This window comes from Citrobacter sp. RHBSTW-00859 (genome assembly GCF_013729795.1).
Lineage (GTDB): Bacteria > Pseudomonadota > Gammaproteobacteria > Enterobacterales > Enterobacteriaceae > Citrobacter > Citrobacter braakii.
Window position 1 is genome coordinate 5,102,251 of record NZ_CP056284.1, and the last position, 15,739, is coordinate 5,117,989.

The following is a 15,739-nucleotide window of genomic DNA, read 5'->3' on the forward strand; positions in this document are numbered from 1 at the left end:
TCTGCTGATACAGTTGCAAAAAGGGTTCATGTTTTTACATGAACCCTTTTTTAATGGCTGCCGCTAACCCGCCAGGAAGAACCTGAACGCCGGGTTATGCGTTTCATCATGACAGTCATAACCCAGTTCGTTCAGTCGCGTTTCGAAATCAGGCTCGTGCTCACCCAACTCAAACGCCGCCAGTACGCGACCATAATCGGTTCCGTGACTACGGTAGTGGAACAACGAAATATTCCAGTGCGTCCCCAAGGTATGCAGGAATTTGAGCAACGCCCCCGGAGATTCCGGGAATTCGAAGCTGTACAGCCGCTCCTGCAAGGGTTTCGACGGGCGCCCACCGACCATGTAGCGCACGTGCAACTTCGCCATTTCGTCGTCGGACAAATCCACTACGCTGTAGCTACCCTCGTTAAGCAACTGGAGGATTTCCTTACGCTCTTCCAGCCCACGGCTCAGACGGACGCCAACAAAAATACAGGCGTCTTTCGCATCAGCAAATCGGTAGTTAAACTCGGTAACCGAGCGTCCTCCCAACAGCTGGCAAAACTTCAGGAAGCTGCCCTTTTCTTCCGGAATAGTTACTGCCAGCAACGCTTCGCGCTGTTCGCCCAGCTCGCAACGTTCGGAAACATAACGTAGGCCATGGAAGTTAACGTTAGCGCCGGAAAGGATATGCGCCAGACGTTCGCCGCGAATGTTGTGCTGGGCAATGTACTTTTTCATCCCCGCCAGCGCCAGCGCACCGGAAGGTTCCGCCACCGCGCGCACATCCTCGAACAGATCTTTCATTGCCGCGCAGATAGCGTCGCTATCGACAGTGATGATGTCGTCGAGATACTCCTGGCACAAACGGAAGGTTTCGTCGCCGATACGTTTCACCGCCACGCCTTCAGCAAAGAGGCCAACACGCGGAAGATCGACCGGTTGACCGGCATCCAGCGCCGCTTTCAGGCAGGCTGAGTCTTCAGCTTCAACGGCAATCACTTTGATCTGCGGCATCAACTGTTTGATCAGCACCGCCACACCTGCCGCTAATCCGCCACCGCCCACCGGCACGAATACACGATCAAGGTGGGCATCCTGCTGCAATAACTCCAGTGCCAGCGTACCCTGCCCGGCAATCACCATCGGATGGTCGAACGGAGGAACCCAGGTAAAACCCTGCTGCTGCGACAGCTCAATCGCTTTGGCTTTGGCTTCATCAAAATTCGCGCCGTGTAGCAGTACTTCACCACCGAAACCGCGAACGGCATCGACTTTGATATCGGCGGTAGCCGTAGGCATGACAATCAGCGCCTTCACGCCTAATCGCGCAGAAGAGAAAGCTACACCCTGAGCATGATTACCCGCCGATGCGGTGATTACGCCATGCGCTTTTTGCTCTTCGGTCAGACCGGCCATCATGGCATAGGCACCGCGCAGCTTGAAGCTGTGAACGGGTTGACGGTCTTCGCGCTTCACCAAGATCACGTTATCGAGGCGCGAAGAGAGTTTTTCCATTTTTTGTAGCGGTGTGACCTGCGCCGCTTCGTATACCGGCGCACGCAGCACTGCTCTGAGATACTCGGCGCCTTCTGGAGCGCCGGAGAGGGGTTGAGAATCCGCCATGGTCATTATCCCCCTAGTTTCGACTTATCGCGCACCGCACCTTTGTCGGCGCTGGTTGCCAGGCTGGCGTAAGCGCGCAGCGCAAAGGAGACCTGACGCTGACGATCTTTTGGCGTCCAGGCTTTGTCACCACGAGCTTCTTGCGCTTCACGGCGCGCAGCGATTTCCGCATCGCTCAGTTGCAGTTGAATGCCACGATTCGGGATATCGATAGCAATCATGTCGCCATCTTCGATAATTGCGATATTACCGCCGCTGGCCGCTTCAGGAGAAACGTGACCAATGGAAAGCCCCGAAGTACCGCCAGAGAAGCGACCGTCGGTAATCAGCGCGCAGGCCTTACCGAGACCCATCGATTTCAGGAAGGTGGTTGGGTAGAGCATTTCCTGCATGCCTGGCCCGCCCTTCGGCCCTTCGTAGCGAATCACCACCACGTCGCCGGCAACCACTTTACCGCCGAGGATAGCTTCAACCGCATCGTCCTGGCTTTCATACACTTTTGCCGGGCCGGTGAATTTCAGGATGCTGTCATCCACACCAGCGGTTTTTACGATACAGCCGTTTTCCGCGAAGTTACCGTACAGGACTGCCAGGCCGCCGTCTTTGCTGTAAGCATGTTCCAACGAGCGAATGCAACCTTCTGCGCGGTCATCATCTAGGGTGTCCCAACGACAATCCTGCGAGAACGCCTGGGTGGTACGGATGCCAGCCGGACCTGCGCGGAACATTTTTTTCACCGCGTCGTCTTTGGTCAGCATAACGTCATAACTATCGAGCGTTTGCGGCAGAGTCAGCCCCAGCACGTTTTTCACGTCGCGGTTCAGTAGCCCGGCGCGATCCAGCTCACCTAAAATGCCCAGTACGCCGCCCGCGCGGTGCACGTCTTCCATATGGTATTTCTGCGTACTCGGCGCAACTTTACACAGTTGCGGGACTTTGCGGGACAACTTATCAATATCACTCATGGTGAAGTCGATTTCCGCTTCCTGCGCGGCCGCCAGCAGGTGCAGAACGGTGTTGGTGGAGCCGCCCATCGCGATATCCAGCGTCATGGCGTTCTCAAACGCCGCCTTGCTGGCAATGTTGCGCGGCAGGGCTGAAGCGTCATCCTGCTCGTAGTAGCGTTTGGTCAGCTCAACGATGCGTTTACCTGCGTTGAGGAACAGCTCTTTACGGTCGGCATGAGTCGCCAACAGCGAACCGTTACCCGGCTGCGACAAACCCAGCGCTTCGGTCAGACAGTTCATCGAGTTGGCGGTGAACATCCCGGAGCACGAGCCGCAGGTCGGACAGGCCGAACGTTCAACCTGCTCGCTCTGCGAGTCGGAGACTTTCGGGTCTGCCCCCTGAATCATCGCATCAACCAGATCAAGCTTGATGATTTGGTCAGAGAGCTTGGTTTTCCCGGCTTCCATTGGGCCGCCGGAAACAAAGATCACCGGAATATTCAGCCGCAGAGAGGCCATTAACATCCCGGGGGTGATTTTATCGCAGTTAGAGATGCAGACCATCGCATCGGCGCAGTGGGCGTTAACCATATATTCCACTGAATCGGCGATCAGCTCACGCGACGGCAGTGAATAAAGCATGCCGCCATGACCCATGGCGATACCATCATCCACGGCGATGGTGTTGAACTCTTTCGCCACGCCGCCTGAGGCTTCGATTTGTTCGGCAACCAGCTTACCGAGATCGCGCAGGTGGACGTGGCCCGGCACAAACTGGGTAAAGGAGTTCACCACAGCGATAATCGGTTTACCGAAGTCATCATCGGTCATCCCGGTGGCGCGCCACAGTGCGCGGGCACCCGCCATATTGCGGCCGTGGGTGGTGGTAGCAGAACGATACTTAGGCATGCTTGATTAACTCCCGTCTGTCTTTCCCCTGCATATTTCACGCCGCTGCTGAGGGCTGCCTCGCTCCCCCCAGTCACCTACTAAAGTAAGCTCCTGGGGCTCGCTGCGTTGCCATCTTCCTGCAACGTGAACTATTTTGGGGAAATATTAATTTTGTTATTGGTTTACTGAATCCAACCAGCCGTATTTATCTTCCGTTTCACCGGTGAAGAGGCCAAAGAAGGCCTGCTGGATGCGTTTGGTGACCGGACCGCAGCGGCCTTCGCCCACCTGAATACCATCGACGCTGCGTACTGGGGTGATTTCGGCCGCGGTACCGGACATGAACACTTCGTCGGCCAGGTACAGCGATTCACGAGACAGCACCTGCTCACGCACTTCGATATCGAGATCTTTCGCCAGCTTAATGATCGCGTCACGGGTGATACCCGGCAGCGCGGAAGAGGTAAATGGCGGGGTAAACAGAATGCCGTCTTTTACTTCAAACAGGTTTTCGCCCGCGCCTTCGGAGATGTAGCCATTCACATCCAGCGCAATGCCTTCCTGGTAGCCATGACGACGCGCTTCACTACCCACCAGCAGCGAAGACAGGTAGTTACCACCTGCTTTAGCAGCGGTAGGAATCGTGTTCGGCGCAACGCGGTTCCAGGAAGAAACCATCGCGTCGATCCCCTGCTCCAGCGCTTCAGCACCGAGGTAAGCCCCCCATGGGAACGCGGCGATTATCACATCAGTGGTGTATCCCGCAGGCGGGTTAACGCCCATCCCTACGTCGCCAACAAACACCAGCGGACGGATATAGGCGCTGGTCAGGTTGTTTTTACGAATCACCTCACGGCAAGCTTCCATCAGCTCATCAACGCTCTGAGAAACGGGAAAACGATAGATCTTGGCTGAATCACGCAGACGCTGCATATGTTCGCGATGACGGAACACTACCGGCCCTTTGTGAGAATCGTAGCAACGGATCCCTTCAAATACAGAAGTACCGTAGTGCAGCGCGTGGGACATCACGTGGACCTTCGCGTCTTCCCAACGAATCATCTCGCCATTAGACCAAATGTAATCAGCTTTTTTCGTCGTCATTTTTCTTCCTTTTGCGCTCAGGCGCGGATTTGTTGTGATGTGGTTGTGCTCTGGCAGATAGCAACATGTGCAACATCTACCAGTTTACTTAACTGACTAAACAGTAAGTCGACCGACCGGGGACTGGCAACGGTCAATTCGATATTTATATTCTGCGCATCGCTGGCGGCTTCCATATTCATGGAGCACACCTGAAAACCACGATGGCGTACCACGCGTAAAACACGTTCTAACGTTTCCGGATTGAAACGAGCCTCAACGGCGACCTGATGTTGCATCATGATAATTTCTCCAGCATTTCTGAGTTACTGGCGCCAGGTGGCACCAGAGGCCAGACATTCTCAAGTTCGTCGATTGAGACATGAAGCAAGTATGGCCCCTCGCTGTTCAGCATGGTGTCGAGTGCCGCTTCAACCTGGTCTTTACGGGTGATGTGTTGACCAGGAATGCCGAAGGCTCTGGCCAACATGAGGAAATCGGGGTTATCGGTAAGGGTGGTTTCGCTATAACGTTCCTGGAAAAACAGCTGCTGCCATTGTCGCACCATGCCTAACCGCTGGTTGTCGAGTAAAACTATCTTCAGCGGCAACTGCTTGCGTTTTACGGTGCCCAATTCCTGTACATTCATCATGAAGGAACCGTCACCGGAGATACAGATTACCGTATCATTCGGGCGAGCAACCTGCGCGCCAACCGCTGCTGGCAGGCCAAAGCCCATCGTCCCCAGACCGCTCGACGTGATGAAGTTTTCAGGGCGAGTGTAGGTCATATGCTGTGCCGACCACATCTGATGCTGGCCAACATCCGTTGTCACTACGCTATCCGCAGGTTTGCGATCGGATAACTGCTTTAACAACAGTGGCGCATAGATAGCTTCCCCCGGATGGTCGTAGCGCCAGGTATGTTCTGCGCGCAGTTCAGCGCTGTGCTGACGCCATTCGTCAATCTTCATCAATTGCTGTAATGCTGGCAGCAGAGAATTTAAATCCCCCTGCAGCGCCACGTGGGCCTGGCGCAGTTTGTTCATTTCCGCTGGATCGATGTCCATGTGGATTACGCTGGCGTTCGGTGCGAAGGTATTCAGCTTGCCAGTCACCCGGTCATCAAAACGTGCGCCAACCGCAATCAGTAAATCGCACTCTTGCACCGCGAAATTCGCGGCTTTAGTACCGTGCATTCCCAACATGCCCAAATAGTACGGGTAGTCAGCATCTACTGCGCCCAGACCTTTCAGCGTGCAGGCGACCGGCATTTGGGTTATCGCGATAAATTCACGCAGGGCCGGGACCGCCTGCGCCATACCTACGCCACCACCTACGTACAGGATGGGCTTTTGCGCCTGCGCCAGCATTTTACGTGCCTGCTCAACGTCTGCGTGCGGAAACGTCTCTACGTTTTCGACGGTCGTAAAATATGGCTCCAGCGTACCGCTGGCTAATTGGATGTCTTTCGGGATATCAACCAGAACCGGACCCGGACGACCGGAATTCGCCACGGCGAAAGCCTCAGCCATGATACGCGGCAACTCTTCGAGTGACTGTACCAGGAAGCTGTGTTTGGTGCAGGACAGAGACATCCCCAGCACGTCCACTTCCTGGAACGCATCCGTTCCGATGAAAGGTGATGCCACCTGACCGGTGATCGCCACTACTGGAACAGAATCTAACAGCGCATCGGCAAGGCCCGTGATCAGGTTAGTTGCGCCAGGGCCGGAAGTAGCGATACAAACGCCGGTTTTACCGGTCGCACGGGCATATCCAATCGCCGCCATTGCCGCACCCTGCTCATGTCGGCACAACAGGTGCTCTACGCCGCCGTCATACAACGCATCGTAAACTGGCATAATTGCGCCACCAGGATAACCAAAGACGGTTTGAACCCCTTGTGCACGCAACGCATGTACCACCCACTGTGCCCCATTCATAGTTACATCCCCGCCGTAAATCTTGAGAAACAGAATTTTATGCTGCCGTTCACTTTCTGCTCCTCGTGTATGTTTTTAAGGTCAAAAAAAACCCCCGGACCTTTCGGTGCGGGGGTCTTAGTTCGTTAAGGCTTGTTTTCTAAGCCTTTCCTCGTCCAAGTGCAGCCCCGCACGGTGGGATAATAATCACCACCACGCTAATCACGACCAGGCTAATCACTCGTAGAAGGGCTGTCATTTTTGTATTTTCTTGCATCTTGTTCGAAGGAATACCTAAAGAGTTACCATAGAATTTGCAAATGACACAAGATATTTTTTTATTCGTTTTTCTGACGTCGTTAACGGTTTAGATAAATACCGTTGTTTTTTATACAAAAAAATCAAAAATGAAAATATTTCACGCTTCAGGCGATCCTCGGTAACCCGATCCCCAATACAAACACCATTCAAAAGCATTTGCGGGCGTCATTCCAGGCTTAATGCAAGCAATTATACGTTGCGCAAAAATACGGGAATCAGCATCTAAAAACCGTAATTATGTGAAATCTTGCCGCGATGTATTGCGACATAATACTTTTATCAGGAGGAATTATGTCACTATCGATTGTTCACACACGCGCCGCGCTAGGCGTGAATGCGCCAGCCATTACCATCGAGGTACATATCAGCAACGGCCTGCCTGGTTTAACCATGGTGGGGCTGCCCGAAACGACGGTGAAAGAGGCTCGCGATCGGGTACGCAGTGCGATTATTAATAGCGGTTATGAATTCCCGGCAAAGAAAATAACTATAAACCTCGCTCCGGCCGATCTCCCGAAAGAAGGGGGGCGATATGATTTACCTATCGCTGTTGCGCTTCTGGCCGCTTCTGAGCAGCTTACACCCCACAATCTCGACACCTACGAGCTGGTAGGTGAATTAGCGCTTACAGGCGCGCTACGCGGCGTTCCCGGCGCGATATCAAGCGCAACCGAGGCCATTCGTGCAGGCAGGCGAATTATTGTCGCAAAAGAGAATGCCGCTGAAGTTGGACTGATACACGGCGAAGGGTGCCTGATCGCCGATCACCTGCAGACCGTATGCGCATTTCTCGAAGGTAAGCATGATTTAGACAGGCCATCATCCGCAGATTTTACGCCTAACGCATTAGCTGATGATCTGAGCGATGTTATCGGCCAGGAACAGGGTAAACGCGGGCTGGAGCTTACCGCAGCAGGCGGCCACAATCTCTTGCTCATCGGCCCGCCGGGTACGGGAAAGACTATGCTAGCCAGTCGACTCAGAGGGCTGCTCCCTCCACTTAGCAACGATGAAGCGCTGGAAAGTGCCGCGATACTCAGTCTGATCCATTCCGACACGATAAAAAAACAGTGGAAGCAACGCCCTTTTCGCTCGCCACATCACAGTGCTTCATTAACCGCCATGGTCGGTGGAGGCTCTATTCCTGCGCCAGGAGAGATCTCTTTAGCGCACAACGGCATACTGTTTCTGGATGAACTACCCGAGTTTGAGCGGCGCACGCTGGATGCACTGCGCGAACCCATCGAGTCCGGGCAGATCCATCTATCCCGCACCAGAGCAAAAATAACCTATCCCGCACGCTTTCAACTCATAGCTGCGATGAATCCAAGCCCGACGGGCCATTATCAGGGGAACCATAACCGCTGTACCCCAGAACAGACGCTGCGCTACCTAAATCGATTGTCAGGTCCATTTCTTGACCGCTTCGACCTCTCCCTCGAAATTCCCTTACCGCCGCCCGGTATACTCAGCCAGAGCGCGATGAAAGGGGAAAATAGCGCAACGGTGAAGCAACGTGTTATGGCAGCGCGAGAGCGTCAGTATCAGCGGCAAAATAAGTTAAACGCACATCTGGACAGTCAGGATATTCATAAATACTGCCTACTGCGTAGCGACGATGCACAGTGGCTTGAAGAAACGCTCGCGCATCTCGGATTGTCTATCCGCGCCTGGCTGCGCCTGATTAAGGTCGCTCGAACGATTGCGGATATCGAACAATGTGATCACATCTCTCGCCAGCATTTACAGGAGGCCGTTGGGTACCGAGCGATAGACAGGTTACTCATTCATCTGCAGAAACTACTGACATAAAAAAAGGGCTTTCGCCCTTTTTTTATTAATCATCTGATTCGGTGTAGTCTTCTGCGCCTTCCACCTGAGGTTTCCCACCCGATAAGGTGTGGAAGCGTTTTGGACGCTTAATACGCGTCATGTATTTAGACCACACACGTTCAGCTTCGGTAACCGGCTCACGTTCACCACGGCATACCGCAACAAACAGTTTTTCTTCTTCAGTTACCGGCTCACGCTTGCCCAGATCCAGCTCGTTGAAAGCATAACCGTGACGCTCAAGCAGTTGTGCTTCTTTAATGGTGAAATCACCATGACGGGAGAATCCGCGGGGATAATATTTATTATCGAAATATCGATTAGTCGTCGTAAAGCTTTCCGCCATCCTGCACGCTCCTAATTCTTTGGCCGAGCTATTTATGGCGCGGAGTATTAGTTACGCTTGACAGAGCGTCAAACAAAAGATTTAAATCATAACGACAAATAATTTTATGGAGCGAGTTGTGGATACGGAATTGTTAAAAACTTTCCTGGAAGTTAGCCGGACACGCCACTTTGGCAGGGCTGCTGAAGCGCTCTACCTGACCCAATCAGCGGTTAGTTTCCGGATCAGACAACTGGAAAATCAATTGGGTGTAAACCTGTTCACCCGACACAGAAACAATATCCGTTTAACCGCTGCAGGTGAAAAATTATTGCCTTACGCCGAAACGTTGATGAATACGTGGCAGGCAGCACGTAAGGAAGTCGCGAATACCTCGCGGCATAACGAGTTTTCTATCGGTGCCAGCGCATCTCTCTGGGAGTGCATGCTTAATGACTGGTTGAGGCGTTTGTATCAATCTCAGGAGCCACAATCCAGCCTGCAGTTTGAAGCGAGGATCGCTCAGCGCCAGTCGTTAGTAAAACAGCTTCATGAACGACAGCTTGATCTACTGATTACTACCGAAACACCCAAAATGGACGAATTTAGCAGCCAACTGTTGGGATATTTCACGCTGGCGCTCTATTGCAGCTCTCCGTCGCAAACCAAAGATGAGCTGAATTATTTACGCCTGGAATGGGGACCCGATTTTCAACAACACGAAGCGGGACTAATAGCGGGAGATGAAGTGCCGGTACTCACCACCAGTTCGGCAGAATTGGCCAGGCAGCAACTTTCAGTGATTAAGGGCTTTAGCTGGCTTCCCGTCAACTGGGCCAAAACCAAAAGCGATCTCCATACGGTTACCGACAGTACAACGCTTTCACGTCCTTTATATGCAGTTTGGCTGCAAAACAGCGATAAAAATGGACTAATTTGCGATCTGCTGAGAACAAATATTCTGGAAAATTAAAGAAAATATAGGCAAGGATGCCGGGAGTAAAACAGCAGGAAGGCATAATTCAAATTGCAGGTAAAAAAAATCCTTAGCAAAAATGCTAAGGATTGTTTCTGGCAGGGGCGGAGAGACTCGAACTCGCGACACCCGGTTTTGGAGACCGGTGCTCTACCAACTGAGCTACGCCCCTAAATTTTCTTATCATTAAGCCTGCTTGGTAGCAGGCTTAACTTTCTAATAAGTGGCGGAACGGACGGGACTCGAACCCGCGACCCCCTGCGTGACAGGCAGGTATTCTAACCAACTGAACTACCGCTCCACCGAATTTCTTTGTCACTACCCGGATTATTCATCCCGGTTTACTGCAATTTGATGCCTGGCAGTTCCCTACTCTCGCATGGGGAGACCCCACACTACCATCGGCGCTACGGCGTTTCACTTCTGAGTTCGGCATGGGGTCAGGTGGGACCACCGCGCTACAGCCGCCAGGCAAATTCTGTTTATCAACACGCTTTTCGCATGTCGATGTCATCTGTAATCAAGCTGAATTTCGTGTCTCTTCGCCAAAACACCTTCGGCGTTGTAAGGTTAAGCCTCACGGTTCATTAGTATCGGTTAGCTCAACGTATCGCTACGCTTACACACCCGACCTATCAACGTCGTCGTCTTCAACGTTCCTTCAGGACCCTTAAAGGGTCAGGGAGAACTCATCTCGGGGCAAGTTTCGTGCTTAGATGCTTTCAGCACTTATCTCTTCCGCATTTAGCTACCGGGCAATGCCATTGGCATGACAACCCGAACACCAGTGATGCGTCCACTCCGGTCCTCTCGTACTAGGAGCAGCCCCCCTCAATTCTCCAGCGCCCACGGCAGATAGGGACCGAACTGTCTCACGACGTTCTAAACCCAGCTCGCGTACCACTTTAAATGGCGAACAGCCATACCCTTGGGACCTACTTCAGCCCCAGGATGTGATGAGCCGACATCGAGGTGCCAAACACCGCCGTCGATATGAACTCTTGGGCGGTATCAGCCTGTTATCCCCGGAGTACCTTTTATCCGTTGAGCGATGGCCCTTCCATTCAGAACCACCGGATCACTAAGACCTGCTTTCGCACCTGCTCGAGCCGTCACTCTCGCAGTCAAGCTAGCTTATGCCTTTGCACTAACCTCCTGATGTCCGACCAGGATTAGCTAACCTTCGTGCTCCTCCGTTACTCTTTAGGAGGAGACCGCCCCAGTCAAACTACCCACCAGACACTGTCCGCAACCCGGATCACGGGTCTACGTTAGAACACCAGCCATTAAAGGGTGGTATTTCAAGGTTGGCTCCATGCAGACTGGCGTCCACACTTCAAAGCCTCCCACCTATCCTACACATCAAGGACCAGTGTTCAGTGTCAAGCTATAGTAAAGGTTCACGGGGTCTTTCCGTCTTGCCGCGGGTACACTGCATCTTCACAGCGAGTTCAATTTCACTGAGTCTCGGGTGGAGACAGCCTGGCCATCATTACGCCATTCGTGCAGGTCGGAACTTACCCGACAAGGAATTTCGCTACCTTAGGACCGTTATAGTTACGGCCGCCGTTTACCGGGGCTTCGATCAAGAGCTTCTCCTTACGGATAACCCCATCAATTAACCTTCCGGCACCGGGCAGGCGTCACACCGTATACGTCCACTTTCGTGTTTGCACAGTGCTGTGTTTTTAATAAACAGTTGCAGCCAGCTGGTATCTTCGACTGATTTCAGCTCCATGAGTAAATCACTTCACCTACATATCAGCGTGCCTTCTCCCGAAGTTACGGCACCATTTTGCCTAGTTCCTTCACCCGAGTTCTCTCAAGCGCCTTGGTATTCTCTACCTGACCACCTGTGTCGGTTTGGGGTACGATTTCGTGTTACCTGATGCTTAGAGGCTTTTCCTGGAAGCAGGGCATTTGTTACTTCAGCACCGTAGTGCCTCGTCATCACACCTCAGCGTTAACAAGACTCCGGATTTACCTGGAATCTCCGCCTACATGCTTAAACCGGGACAACCGTCGCCCGGCTAACATAGCCTTCTCCGTCCCCCCTTCGCAGTAACACCAAGTACAGGAATATTAACCTGTTTCCCATCGACTACGCCTTTCGGCCTCGCCTTAGGGGTCGACTCACCCTGCCCCGATTAACGTTGGACAGGAACCCTTGGTCTTCCGGCGTGCGGGTTTTTCACCCGCATTATCGTTACTTATGTCAGCATTCGCACTTCTGATACCTCCAGCAACCCTCACAGGCCACCTTCAACGGCTTACAGAACGCTCCCCTACCCAACAACACATAGTGTCGCTGCCGCAGCTTCGGTGCATGGTTTAGCCCCGTTACATCTTCCGCGCAGGCCGACTCGACCAGTGAGCTATTACGCTTTCTTTAAATGATGGCTGCTTCTAAGCCAACATCCTGGCTGTCTGTGCCTTCCCACATCGTTTCCCACTTAACCATGACTTTGGGACCTTAGCTGGCGGTCTGGGTTGTTTCCCTCTTCACGACGGACGTTAGCACCCGCCGTGTGTCTCCCGTGATAACATTCTTCGGTATTCGCAGTTTGCATCGGGTTGGTAAGTCGGGATGACCCCCTAGCCGAAACAGTGCTCTACCCCCGAAGATGAATTCACGAGGCGCTACCTAAATAGCTTTCGGGGAGAACCAGCTATCTCCCGGTTTGATTGGCCTTTCACCCCCAGCCACAAGTCATCCGCTAATTTTTCAACATTAGTCGGTTCGGTCCTCCAGTTAGTGTTACCCAACCTTCAACCTGCCCATGGCTAGATCACCGGGTTTCGGGTCTATACCCTGCAACTTAACGCCCAGTTAAGACTCGGTTTCCCTTCGGCTCCCCTATTCGGTTAACCTTGCTACAGAATATAAGTCGCTGACCCATTATACAAAAGGTACGCAGTCACCCCATAAAGAGGCTCCCACTGCTTGTACGTACACGGTTTCAGGTTCTTTTTCACTCCCCTCGCCGGGGTTCTTTTCGCCTTTCCCTCACGGTACTGGTTCACTATCGGTCAGTCAGGAGTATTTAGCCTTGGAGGATGGTCCCCCCATATTCAGACAGGATACCACGTGTCCCGCCCTACTCTTCGAGTTCACAACACATGCACTTTTGTGTACGGGACTATCACCCTGTACCGTCGGACTTTCCAGACCGTTCCACTACCACACATGCTGATTCAGACTCTGGGCTGCTCCCCGTTCGCTCGCCGCTACTGGGGGAATCTCGGTTGATTTCTTTTCCTCGGGGTACTTAGATGTTTCAGTTCCCCCGGTTCGCTTCATTACGCTATGTATTCACGTAATGATAGTGTGACGAATCACACTGGGTTTCCCCATTCGGAAATCGCCGGTTATAACGGTTCATATCACCTTACCGACGCTTATCGCAGATTAGCACGTCCTTCATCGCCTCTGACTGCCAGGGCATCCACCGTGTACGCTTAGTCGCTTAACCTCACAACCCGAAGATGTTTCGTAAAACACTTCAGTATTGCGAAAATTTGAGAGACTCGGACACACCGCTTTTCATTTCTTGTTTACGGAGAAATGAAACAGTGTGTCGTTTCAATTTTCAGCTTGATCCAGATTTTTAAAGAGCAAATATCTCAAACGAGACTCGAAAGTCTGTTTTGAGATACTTCGGTCGGCGACTTTCACTCACACATACCAGCAAGTGGCGTCCCCTAGGGGATTCGAACCCCTGTTACCGCCGTGAAAGGGCGGTGTCCTGGGCCTCTAGACGAAGGGGACACTGAAGTCTCAATCGCAAGACGCCTTGCTATTTACTTTTCATCAGACAATCTGTGTGAGCACTACAAAGGTCGGTTCTTTAAGGTAAGGAGGTGATCCAACCGCAGGTTCCCCTACGGTTACCTTGTTACGACTTCACCCCAGTCATGAATCACAAAGTGGTAAGCGCCCTCCCGAAGGTTAAGCTACCTACTTCTTTTGCAACCCACTCCCATGGTGTGACGGGCGGTGTGTACAAGGCCCGGGAACGTATTCACCGTGGCATTCTGATCCACGATTACTAGCGATTCCGACTTCATGGAGTCGAGTTGCAGACTCCAATCCGGACTACGACATACTTTATGAGGTCCGCTTGCTCTCGCGAGGTCGCTTCTCTTTGTATATGCCATTGTAGCACGTGTGTAGCCCTACTCGTAAGGGCCATGATGACTTGACGTCATCCCCACCTTCCTCCAGTTTATCACTGGCAGTCTCCTTTGAGTTCCCGACCGAATCGCTGGCAACAAAGGATAAGGGTTGCGCTCGTTGCGGGACTTAACCCAACATTTCACAACACGAGCTGACGACAGCCATGCAGCACCTGTCTCAGAGTTCCCGAAGGCACCAAAGCATCTCTGCTAAGTTCTCTGGATGTCAAGAGTAGGTAAGGTTCTTCGCGTTGCATCGAATTAAACCACATGCTCCACCGCTTGTGCGGGCCCCCGTCAATTCATTTGAGTTTTAACCTTGCGGCCGTACTCCCCAGGCGGTCGACTTAACGCGTTAGCTCCGGAAGCCACGCCTCAAGGGCACAACCTCCAAGTCGACATCGTTTACGGCGTGGACTACCAGGGTATCTAATCCTGTTTGCTCCCCACGCTTTCGCACCTGAGCGTCAGTCTTTGTCCAGGGGGCCGCCTTCGCCACCGGTATTCCTCCAGATCTCTACGCATTTCACCGCTACACCTGGAATTCTACCCCCCTCTACAAGACTCTAGCCTGCCAGTTTCGGATGCAGTTCCCAGGTTGAGCCCGGGGATTTCACATCCGACTTGACAGACCGCCTGCGTGCGCTTTACGCCCAGTAATTCCGATTAACGCTTGCACCCTCCGTATTACCGCGGCTGCTGGCACGGAGTTAGCCGGTGCTTCTTCTGCGAGTAACGTCAATTGCTGCGGTTATTAACCACAACACCTTCCTCCTCGCTGAAAGTACTTTACAACCCGAAGGCCTTCTTCATACACGCGGCATGGCTGCATCAGGCTTGCGCCCATTGTGCAATATTCCCCACTGCTGCCTCCCGTAGGAGTCTGGACCGTGTCTCAGTTCCAGTGTGGCTGGTCATCCTCTCAGACCAGCTAGGGATCGTCGCCTAGGTGAGCCGTTACCCCACCTACTAGCTAATCCCATCTGGGCACATCCGATGGCAAGAGGCCCGAAGGTCCCCCTCTTTGGTCTTGCGACGTTATGCGGTATTAGCTACCGTTTCCAGTAGTTATCCCCCTCCATCGGGCAGTTTCCCAGACATTACTCACCCGTCCGCCACTCGTCACCCAAGGAGCAAGCTCCTCTGTGCTACCGTTCGACTTGCATGTGTTAGGCCTGCCGCCAGCGTTCAATCTGAGCCATGATCAAACTCTTCAATTTAAGTTTGATGCTCGTGAATTAAACTTCGTAATGAATTACGTGTTCACTCAGAGACTTGGTATTCATTTTTCGTCTTGCGACGTTAAGAATCCGTATCTTCGAGTGCCCACACAGATTGTCTGATAAATTGTTAAAGAGCAGTTGCGACGCGCTTTAGCGCTCTGTCGCGAGGTCCCGTATATTACGTTTTCCTCATTCAGAGTCAAGCATTTATTTTTGCTTTTCTCCGCAAGATTCTCAGTGGAACCCCGCTGACCCGGCGGCGTGTAATCCGTTGTTCCGTGTCAGTGGAGGCGCATTATAGGGAGTTATTTCAGGCTGACAAGGGGAAATTTAAAATAACTTTCCGAGTGCGTGTTTTTTCAGCAAAACCACCATTAACATGCCATAAAATAAGCAAATTGCCGTTTTTGCAGCCGCAATAACACTTCCAGGTGG

Annotated in this window: 9 protein-coding genes, 3 tRNA genes and 3 rRNA genes; 2 read left to right on the forward strand and 13 right to left on the reverse strand. The window is 52.5% G+C overall.

Going from position 1 to position 15,739, the window contains the following annotated elements:
* Positions 1-63: 63 nt before the first annotated feature.
* The 6 genes from ilvA to ilvL form a co-directional block, all read right to left on the reverse strand.
* On the reverse strand, positions 64-1,608 hold the full coding sequence (gene ilvA, locus HV302_RS25655; protein WP_181626750.1) for a threonine ammonia-lyase, biosynthetic: 1,545 nt from the start codon (positions 1,606-1,608) through the stop codon (positions 64-66).
* A 5-nt stretch (positions 1,609-1,613) separates the two neighbouring features.
* Complete coding sequence (gene ilvD / locus HV302_RS25660) at positions 1,614-3,464, reverse strand: dihydroxy-acid dehydratase (RefSeq protein ID WP_016157832.1); 1,851 nt, start codon at positions 3,462-3,464, stop codon at positions 1,614-1,616.
* A 156-nt stretch (positions 3,465-3,620) separates the two neighbouring features.
* Positions 3,621-4,550 carry a branched-chain amino acid transaminase gene (locus HV302_RS25665; RefSeq protein WP_003829030.1) on the reverse strand — a complete coding sequence of 310 codons (930 nt, stop codon included), beginning with the start codon at positions 4,548-4,550 and terminating at the stop codon, positions 3,621-3,623.
* A 17-nt stretch (positions 4,551-4,567) separates the two neighbouring features.
* Entirely contained in the window at positions 4,568-4,831 is a 264-nt protein-coding gene (gene ilvM / locus HV302_RS25670; protein ID WP_003018017.1) for an acetolactate synthase 2 small subunit, read from the reverse strand.
* Positions 4,828-6,474: an acetolactate synthase 2 catalytic subunit gene (gene ilvG, locus HV302_RS25675; RefSeq protein ID WP_016157831.1), complete on the reverse strand. Its 1,647-nt coding sequence runs from the start codon at positions 6,472-6,474 to the stop codon at positions 4,828-4,830. The genes ilvM and ilvG overlap by 4 nt, the downstream gene beginning before the upstream one ends.
* A 139-nt stretch (positions 6,475-6,613) precedes the next feature.
* On the reverse strand, positions 6,614-6,712 hold the full coding sequence (ilvL, locus tag HV302_RS25680; RefSeq protein ID WP_001311244.1) for an ilv operon leader peptide: 99 nt from the start codon (positions 6,710-6,712) through the stop codon (positions 6,614-6,616).
* Positions 6,713-7,065: 353 nt separating this feature from the next.
* Here ilvL and HV302_RS25685 point away from each other — a divergent pair, with 353 nt between their 5' ends.
* Entirely contained in the window at positions 7,066-8,586 is a 1,521-nt protein-coding gene (locus HV302_RS25685) for a YifB family Mg chelatase-like AAA ATPase (RefSeq protein ID WP_181626751.1), read from the forward strand.
* 25 nt (positions 8,587-8,611) lie between these two features.
* Here the strand turns inward: HV302_RS25685 and maoP are convergent, their stop codons facing one another.
* Entirely contained in the window at positions 8,612-8,950 is a 339-nt protein-coding gene (maoP, locus tag HV302_RS25690; protein WP_003018025.1) for a macrodomain Ori organization protein MaoP, read from the reverse strand.
* 106 nt (positions 8,951-9,056) lie between these two features.
* On the opposite strand from maoP, the gene hdfR reads away from it, so the two are divergent.
* Complete coding sequence (hdfR, locus tag HV302_RS25695) at positions 9,057-9,902, forward strand: HTH-type transcriptional regulator HdfR (protein WP_085951100.1); 846 nt, start codon at positions 9,057-9,059, stop codon at positions 9,900-9,902.
* A gap of 99 nt (positions 9,903-10,001) precedes the next feature.
* Here hdfR and HV302_RS25700 read toward each other — a convergent pair.
* The 6 genes from HV302_RS25700 to HV302_RS25725 all read right to left on the reverse strand — a co-directional run bounded on the left by HV302_RS25700 (position 10,002) and on the right by HV302_RS25725 (position 15,301).
* Positions 10,002-10,077 (reverse strand) — tRNA-Trp (locus HV302_RS25700).
* A gap of 52 nt (positions 10,078-10,129) precedes the next feature.
* Positions 10,130-10,206, reverse strand: a tRNA-Asp gene (locus tag HV302_RS25705).
* Positions 10,207-10,261: 55 nt separating this feature from the next.
* Positions 10,262-10,377, reverse strand: a 5S ribosomal RNA gene (gene rrf / locus HV302_RS25710).
* A 94-nt stretch (positions 10,378-10,471) separates the two neighbouring features.
* A 23S ribosomal RNA gene (locus HV302_RS25715) occupies positions 10,472-13,378 on the reverse strand.
* A gap of 220 nt (positions 13,379-13,598) precedes the next feature.
* A tRNA-Glu gene (locus HV302_RS25720) sits at positions 13,599-13,674 on the reverse strand.
* Between the two features lie 85 nt (positions 13,675-13,759).
* Positions 13,760-15,301: ribosomal RNA gene (locus tag HV302_RS25725) — 16S ribosomal RNA — on the reverse strand.
* Together the 16S, 23S and 5S rRNA genes with 3 tRNA genes alongside form the textbook arrangement of a ribosomal RNA operon.
* Positions 15,302-15,739 lie beyond the last annotated feature (438 nt).